Source organism: Bariatricus sp. TF06-38A (assembly GCF_027690675.1).
Classification (GTDB): Bacteria; Bacillota; Clostridia; order Lachnospirales; family Lachnospiraceae; genus Allocoprococcus; species Allocoprococcus comes.
Genome location: NZ_JAQFCE010000001.1, coordinates 39,391 through 46,021, shown reverse-complemented (window position 1 = coordinate 46,021; position 6,631 = coordinate 39,391). Strand labels below are relative to the sequence as shown.

The 6,631-nt window shown below is 36.3% G+C and carries 9 protein-coding genes; 6 read left to right on the top strand and 3 right to left on the bottom strand.

Annotated elements, in window-relative coordinates; all coding sequences use genetic code 11:
• The 3 genes from PG418_RS00190 to PG418_RS00180 form a co-directional block, all read right to left on the bottom strand.
• Positions 1-669, bottom strand: a 669-nt coding sequence (locus PG418_RS00190; protein ID WP_498836896.1) for a site-specific integrase family protein, incomplete at its 3' end; no start/stop codon positions are given.
• Between the two features lie 78 nt (positions 670-747).
• Positions 748-951, bottom strand: a complete 204-nt coding sequence (locus PG418_RS00185) for an excisionase (RefSeq protein ID WP_002607397.1) — start codon at positions 949-951, stop codon at positions 748-750.
• On the bottom strand, positions 951-2,012 hold the full coding sequence (locus PG418_RS00180) for a replication initiation factor domain-containing protein (protein ID WP_259321075.1): 1,062 nt from the start codon (positions 2,010-2,012) through the stop codon (positions 951-953). Before PG418_RS00180 ends, PG418_RS00185 begins: the two co-directional genes overlap by 1 nt.
• A gap of 496 nt (positions 2,013-2,508) precedes the next feature.
• On the opposite strand from PG418_RS00180, the gene PG418_RS00175 reads away from it, so the two are divergent.
• The 6 genes from PG418_RS00175 to PG418_RS00150 form a co-directional block, all read left to right on the top strand.
• Positions 2,509-3,180 carry a helix-turn-helix domain-containing protein gene (locus tag PG418_RS00175; protein WP_002322214.1) on the top strand — a complete coding sequence of 224 codons (672 nt, stop codon included), beginning with the start codon at positions 2,509-2,511 and terminating at the stop codon, positions 3,178-3,180.
• Between the two features lie 310 nt (positions 3,181-3,490).
• Positions 3,491-3,970 (top strand): MGMT family protein, encoded by a 480-nt coding sequence (locus PG418_RS00170; protein ID WP_002322212.1) that lies wholly within the window; start codon positions 3,491-3,493, stop codon positions 3,968-3,970.
• A gap of 307 nt (positions 3,971-4,277) precedes the next feature.
• Positions 4,278-4,772 carry a trimethoprim-resistant dihydrofolate reductase DfrF gene (gene dfrF / locus PG418_RS00165; protein WP_002322211.1) on the top strand — a complete coding sequence of 165 codons (495 nt, stop codon included), beginning with the start codon at positions 4,278-4,280 and terminating at the stop codon, positions 4,770-4,772.
• A gap of 83 nt (positions 4,773-4,855) precedes the next feature.
• Complete coding sequence (locus PG418_RS00160) at positions 4,856-5,251, top strand: SRPBCC family protein (RefSeq protein ID WP_010775277.1); 396 nt, start codon at positions 4,856-4,858, stop codon at positions 5,249-5,251.
• A 26-nt stretch (positions 5,252-5,277) separates the two neighbouring features.
• A complete protein-coding gene (locus PG418_RS00155) occupies positions 5,278-5,598 on the top strand; it encodes a TfoX/Sxy family protein (protein WP_004612621.1) in 321 nt (106 codons plus the stop codon).
• A 297-nt stretch (positions 5,599-5,895) separates the two neighbouring features.
• Positions 5,896-6,631: hypothetical protein (locus PG418_RS00150; protein ID WP_498836895.1), on the top strand; the 736-nt coding region annotated here is incomplete at its 3' end.

Below are 6,631 nucleotides of genomic sequence, written 5' to 3'. Positions count from 1 at the left end.
TCCTGTCTTTAACAGTATCAGCACATCATCATAATACTTGTGATACACGTTATCCGTCTTGATGAATGACAGTAAGGCTTGTTCCTGTTCCTCTGTCAATGCTACTTTCTCTTTGGTATCATTTTCTATGATTTCACTTAACTTGAAATTAAAAGGGTTTTTCCTTACACAATCGTCTTGTATGGCGATATAGAATGACGCTTTTAACGAGCGTTTATGGTTGTTAATAGTGTTATAGGAAAAGCCTTTGTCTTTCATGCGTAACGCCCATTCTTTAGCGTCAGAGGGTTTTATCGTATCAATGCTCCTAGCACCTAACTTGTCCTCTTTCAATAACCGCATGAGTTGTTCCCGTTGTTTCTGTGTGCTTTTCTTCACATTTGCCCTCTGTGCGTTCTGTTTGGCGTAGAGTTGGCAAAGCGTCATTTTCTTGCCTGTGCTGTCGATACCGTCCTCAATATCCCGTCTTATCTGCTGTTCCAGTTCACGAAGTGAGAGTTTTTCCCGTTTTCCCTTTGGTGTCGGGTCTGTGGGTGTCAATCTCCAAGCATACACATATTTTGTGTTTCCAAATGCGTCCACATATTTATATAAGTATTTTCCGTCTGTTCGTTGGCTCTCTCCAGTATGCAGGATACGTCCTTTGTTATCCCGTCTTTTTTCTTTCATGGTGTCTGCTCCTTTCCTTGTTGGAAAGAGCCTTGATATGACTTGTATTCATCATAACACATACAAGGCTCATTTGCATTAGATTGCGTCCAATTTATCAATAACCTGTTCAAACTGTCGGCGTTTAATCTGTATGCGGTTGCCATTCATAATGAGCCAGCCAGCGTCCTTGTTTTCCTCTGCCAATCGTCTTAACTTGTTTTCTCCGATACGGAAATACTTTGACGCTTCTTCAATGGTAAGGGTGTATTTTTCCCATACGGGAATATCGTTGTTATTCATCAGATACCCCCTTTCCCATGTTTCGTGTCATACTGGATATAGGGGATAAGGTCGGTGCGGTTTATCCTCTGTAAATGGGCGGTTAATTTACTGGAAAGGGAATTGCTGTATCTTGCCTTATCAAGCATAGTTCCCACTTTTTCCAGTCCACCTAATGCGTCATGTTCTTCCAAGAAGTAAAAACTTTTGACAGCGGAAATCACGCCACCCTCTGTGAGCCATTGCTGTGTTTCCTCAAGGGAATTTTGCTGTTTTGGTACTTGCAGTTTCAAGACTTCCACAGCCCCTAAAAAGCGTTCCCAAAATCGACACGTTTTCCACCTGCTTTTATTACTTTCGTTTCTGTTTGGCACGACAAAGCGTAGGTTGTTTGCCAGTAGCCCGAAAGCCAGTTCCCCAAGTTCCAGCGGTCTGTCCTTGAATGTCATGGCAAAAGCATGAGCCTTATCATCACGCAGTTGCATTTCTGTCCGTTTCCAACTGCCGACTTCCTCAAGCGTCTTATTATGTTTTGAACAGACTTCTTTATCCTTATCATAAAAGCGGTAGGATAATCCAGATTTTCCAGCACCGATATAAACAGTCTTTGCGGTGTCGAAATCGTCAAACTTGCTTTCATCAAAGTGGTAGCCCTCACTGTTTGAGATAAATTCCTCTTTTTCGCATTTCTTCTTTATCTGCTCAATGGTAAAGAATGGCTTTTCGTTCTTATCGTCAATGGCAATATCAAGTCTTGTGAAATGGAAATTATCCAGTCCGTATCTTCGCTCGCAACGTCGGAACATATCCCCAAAGGTATAATTCCTACTGTCGAGAATACGGAAAATATCATCACAACCTCTGCCAGTCATAACAAGATAACAGCCTAGCCCCTGTGGGTTGTCCTCTGTCTTTCTTGCGTCCCCCGATACATAAATATCTCCAATCTGCCAGCGTGCTTGATAAGTCTTGAATTTTATCGTTGCTGGATAAACATTGAAAATGTCAGTCGGTAAACCTAAAATGTGCATGATGATATCTTCTGCGGTTGTAGTATCAAATACAATGCTGATGTAATCAATCTTAACGGATAAATTTTTGTGTGTAGTTATAGTGCATTAGTCCTTTCGTACTTCCCGTTTATTTGCGGGGTAAAAATCGTGTTTTTTCCTTTATTTATCACAGTTTCTAGGTACTATGACATGTATGCGCAGGGCGGTGTTACATATACGCCCTTTATGAACGCCTAAAGGCGTTCCCTTTCTTCCTGTGTCTGATCCGTTCTTAACGCTCACGAGCCTTGTAAGGCTCGTGGCTAAACGGAACAGCCCCAGTCAGAAACCTTATTTTCGGTCTGATAGTCTATGCTTATTCATGCTATCAAAATGAAAATACATCTTTTCTATGCTTACTCAAGCGTGTGATTGACCCTAGCGTGCTTAATCACTCTATCTGATACGATAATAACGCCATTAGAATTACTTGTCAAGAAGTTTTTGTTGACTTTTAGATATATATTAAGTATGATATGCTTATAAATACCAAGAAAAGCAATGAAAGGAGTGTTTATACTAAGTCATGGAGCATTACGAAAAGAAAATCAGTTTCTTAGGAGAGAACATACAGACCATAAGAAAGCATAGAGGAATGAAACAACAGGAACTTGCGGACAAAATCGGTATCAATATGCAGAGCCTTTCCAAGATTGAACGTGGCGTGAATTATCCTACCTTTGATACGCTGGAAAAGATAATGGACGTGCTGGGAGTAACACCCAATGAATTATTGTCGGGAGAATGGAAGTATATTGACCACACCGAACCATATATCATGGATATTATCAAACGGGAACAAGACTTCAATGTTTCCTTAGATTACCTGTCTGAAAATGAATTTTTCGATGATGAAAAAGAATGCACATTTTACAAGGCATATAAACTCATACAGTATATCCATAACTACATTACCAATGAGGTTACGGAGTTGGAAGAACTTATGGAAATCAAGCAGTTGATACAGCGTCAAAAACTGGAACGCATGATAAAAGTACATAAGGAAATGCGAGGGTTAGACCGATACAGAGAACAGCCCAAAGAGTATAAATACCATGACCCTTATGATGATTGGATATTTCGTCAGCTTGCGGATATAGACAACAGAAACAACATTCCCGACACTTCTCCACAAGTAGACTTCAATGAAGCAGACTATGAAGATTATCTAAAGGCGAAATGGAACAGAGGTCTTTAATTTCCTCTTGCATGGAAGATACAGCAAACAAAAAGCCCAGTAAAGAGTGCAAAGCACCACCAATGGTGGCAAGGCTCTTGACAGGGCTTTTTCTTTTCTGTTGTGGGGTAATCAAGAGGAAGAAAGAAAAAGTGTGCATTTTTGTTCCATAAATGCTAAGGGTATGCTGATTTTTATTGTGGCGGATATATGGAACTGTTATAATATGGATATGAAGAAAGCGACAAATTTGAAAGTGTTAATAATTTTCAAACAGCCTCATTGCATGGAAATAAGAAACAGACTATCCTTAAAGTAGGAGGTGGCACAAATGGCAAATGAAGATAAAAAAGATTTTAATGCTATGTTGCATGATAGTAAGGATATGCCAAAATTTCAAATTATCATAGACCAGAAAAGTATTGAGAAATATGGTGGAAACAAAATGTATTTTGCTCCCCCGATTGACTATGACAAAGTAATGAAAAAAGTTCCGTATGGTAAAGTGATTACGGTTGGAAAAATACGAGAACACTTTGCAAAATTGAGTGGTGCAGATTTTACAGAGCCGATTACAGCGGGTATATTTGTTTCTATTGTAGCGTGGGCGAGTTATCAGCGTTCCGAAGATGAAACACCCTATTGGAGAACATTAAAAGCAAACGGAGAATTAAATGCTAAATATCCAAATGGTATTGAAGCACAGAAAGAAAAATTAGAAGCAGAGGGACATACCATTATTCAAAAGGGGCGTAAAAATATACGATACTATGTAAAGGACTATGAAAATTCTCTTTTTGATTTGAAATAGGCAAATTCTATTTCACAATTTCATATCTCTATACACAAAGCAGTTAGTCTTAGGATTGACTGCTTTTTTCATACCTAAATTTCAGATTGGAGTGATGAAATGGTGTTTGTTAGAGCTGTTCAATAAGATTATCGGTGCATAAAATTTTATTGTGGTGCAGATATGAAAATGATATAATGTGGATATGAAGAAAGCGACAAACTTGAATTTGTCGAGCTGGTTAGTTCGAGATAATTTTGAGTTTGTTAAGATGTGGTGCACTTGATGGAATCACAGGTACGACATCATATTATGGAGGATGAAATAGATGATAGGTTTGATTGTTGCGAGGTCAAAGAATAATGTTATAGGCAAGAATGGTAATATACCATGGAAAATAAAGGGAGAACAAAAGCAATTTAGAGAGTTAACAACGGGTAATGTGGTTATTATGGGGCGAAAGTCTTATGAAGAAATCGGTCATCCGTTGCCTAATAGAATGAATATTGTTGTTTCCACCACAACAGAGTATCAAGGAGATAATTTAGTTTCAGTTAAATCATTAGAAGATGCATTATTATTGGCTAAAGGACGAGATGTATACATATCTGGTGGATATGGACTATTTAAGGAAGCTTTGCAAATAGTAGATAAAATGTATATCACAGAAGTAGATTTAAATATTGAAGATGGAGATACATTCTTTCCAGAATTTGATATCAATGATTTTGAAGTTTTGATAGGGGAAACACTTGGTGAGGAAGTGAAATATACGAGAACATTTTATGTAAGGAAAAATGAATTGAGTAGATTTTGGATTTAGGGTGTTTTCATAAATATATTGCTTTTTATGCATATATAAATTGTTGTAAGACAAATTCCAGTTTGAAAAGGGGAAATGAAAAAGTGGCAATTTCAAATATAAATACAATTATTAGTAATGATATTCAAAAAGTTTGGAACATTGTTTTAGCTGTTGATAAATATAACTCATGGCGAAGTGATTTGAGCAAAACAGAAATAATAAATGACAAACAATTTATTGAATACACAAAAAATGGATATGCTACTACATTTACCGTTACCGTTGCAGAACCATATAAACGCTGGGAATTTGATATGGAGAATAGCAACATGAAAGGTCATTGGATTGGTGTTTTTATAGACAAAGGGAATGAAACACAAATAGACTTTACAGAAAATGTGATACCTAAAAAGTGGTTTATGAAACCTTTTGTAAAAACCTATTTGAAAAAACAACAAAAGCAATTTGTTCTGGACTTAAAGAAAGCATTGGAATAATAAAATTCAAGATTGGAGGGTTGGAAATGGCTTCAAGTAAAGATTATTTACAATTTGTTTTAGAACAATTATCAGAATTACAAGAAATAACATATCGTGCAATGATGGGAGAATTTATTATTTATTATCGTGGAAAAATCGTTGGCGGTATATATGATGATAGGTTACTTGTAAAACCAACAAAGTCTGCAATTTCTTATATGCCGACAGTTACTTATGAAATTCCATACGAAAACGCCAAAGAAATGTTATTGGTGGAAGAAGTTGATAATAAAGATTTTCTGACGGGGTTATTTGATGTGATGTATGATGAACTACCAACGCCAAAACCTAAAAAGAAAAAATAAACAGCTTCTAGTTTACAATTTCATATCCATATACACAAAGCAGTTAGTTTTAGGATTGACTGCTTTTTAAAAAGACACCATTTAGGTGTAATGATGTCTTTTGGGTGTTATTTTATAGGTCATATCAAGGCTCATTCAATCGTGGTAAATTCGTGGTAAAATGAGTTTTTTCTATACTTCAAAATACTTGAAAGTATAGTGTTTATGCGGATAATCGAAAATTAGATATAAAATTTGTCCACAAATTATTATATTTTTTATAACAAAAGCAATGATGAAATAGGACATTTACAAGCGGTGAAAGATGGGTATTTATTACACTTGTGTTTACCAAAGGTATTGAGAAATGATAACACAATTCCATTTTGTAAAGAAGATTTCAAACATATTGAAAATGTTTTAGCGTGTGTGCAGACACAATTAGATAGTCTGTTCGGTAACGATATTTATGAAACAATGGTACGAACGGCTGAGGTAAATGCGACTGCGGAACTTTCAAACATAACAAAAACCGCACCTATATTAAAATTACTTGCAACAATTCTTCTGACGAAAGGCGAAAAACTATTTATTTGTGCGACAGGAGAACAAACAGGAAAACGATATGAAGCTGTGAAATGCTTATGTTCTGGACAGCAGATTGAATCTATTAAGACAGCGCAGTTATCAAATTCAAGAGTGAAATTAAAGCTATATGACAAGTCCAAAGAACAAAATATAACAGACAAAGGACTGTTACGAATTGAGTTTATTTATTCATCCAGAGGATTAAAAGTAGCAAGAACAGGGAGAACGCTTGCAGAGTTTTTAAAACCAGATTCAATCTTATCTCTTTTAAGTTGGTATCGGAAAGACTATAAAGATTTACTCATAGCAAGATATTGGAACAACAACGATCGCTACAGTTTAAATGATGGGTACAGTGTACCAATATACAAAGAGATGGTTGAAGTCATTTACAATGATTTAGTCGCACATGAGGGACAACCACTATCTGTTGCCCTTATCAATAAAAATCTGATAGAGATTGATT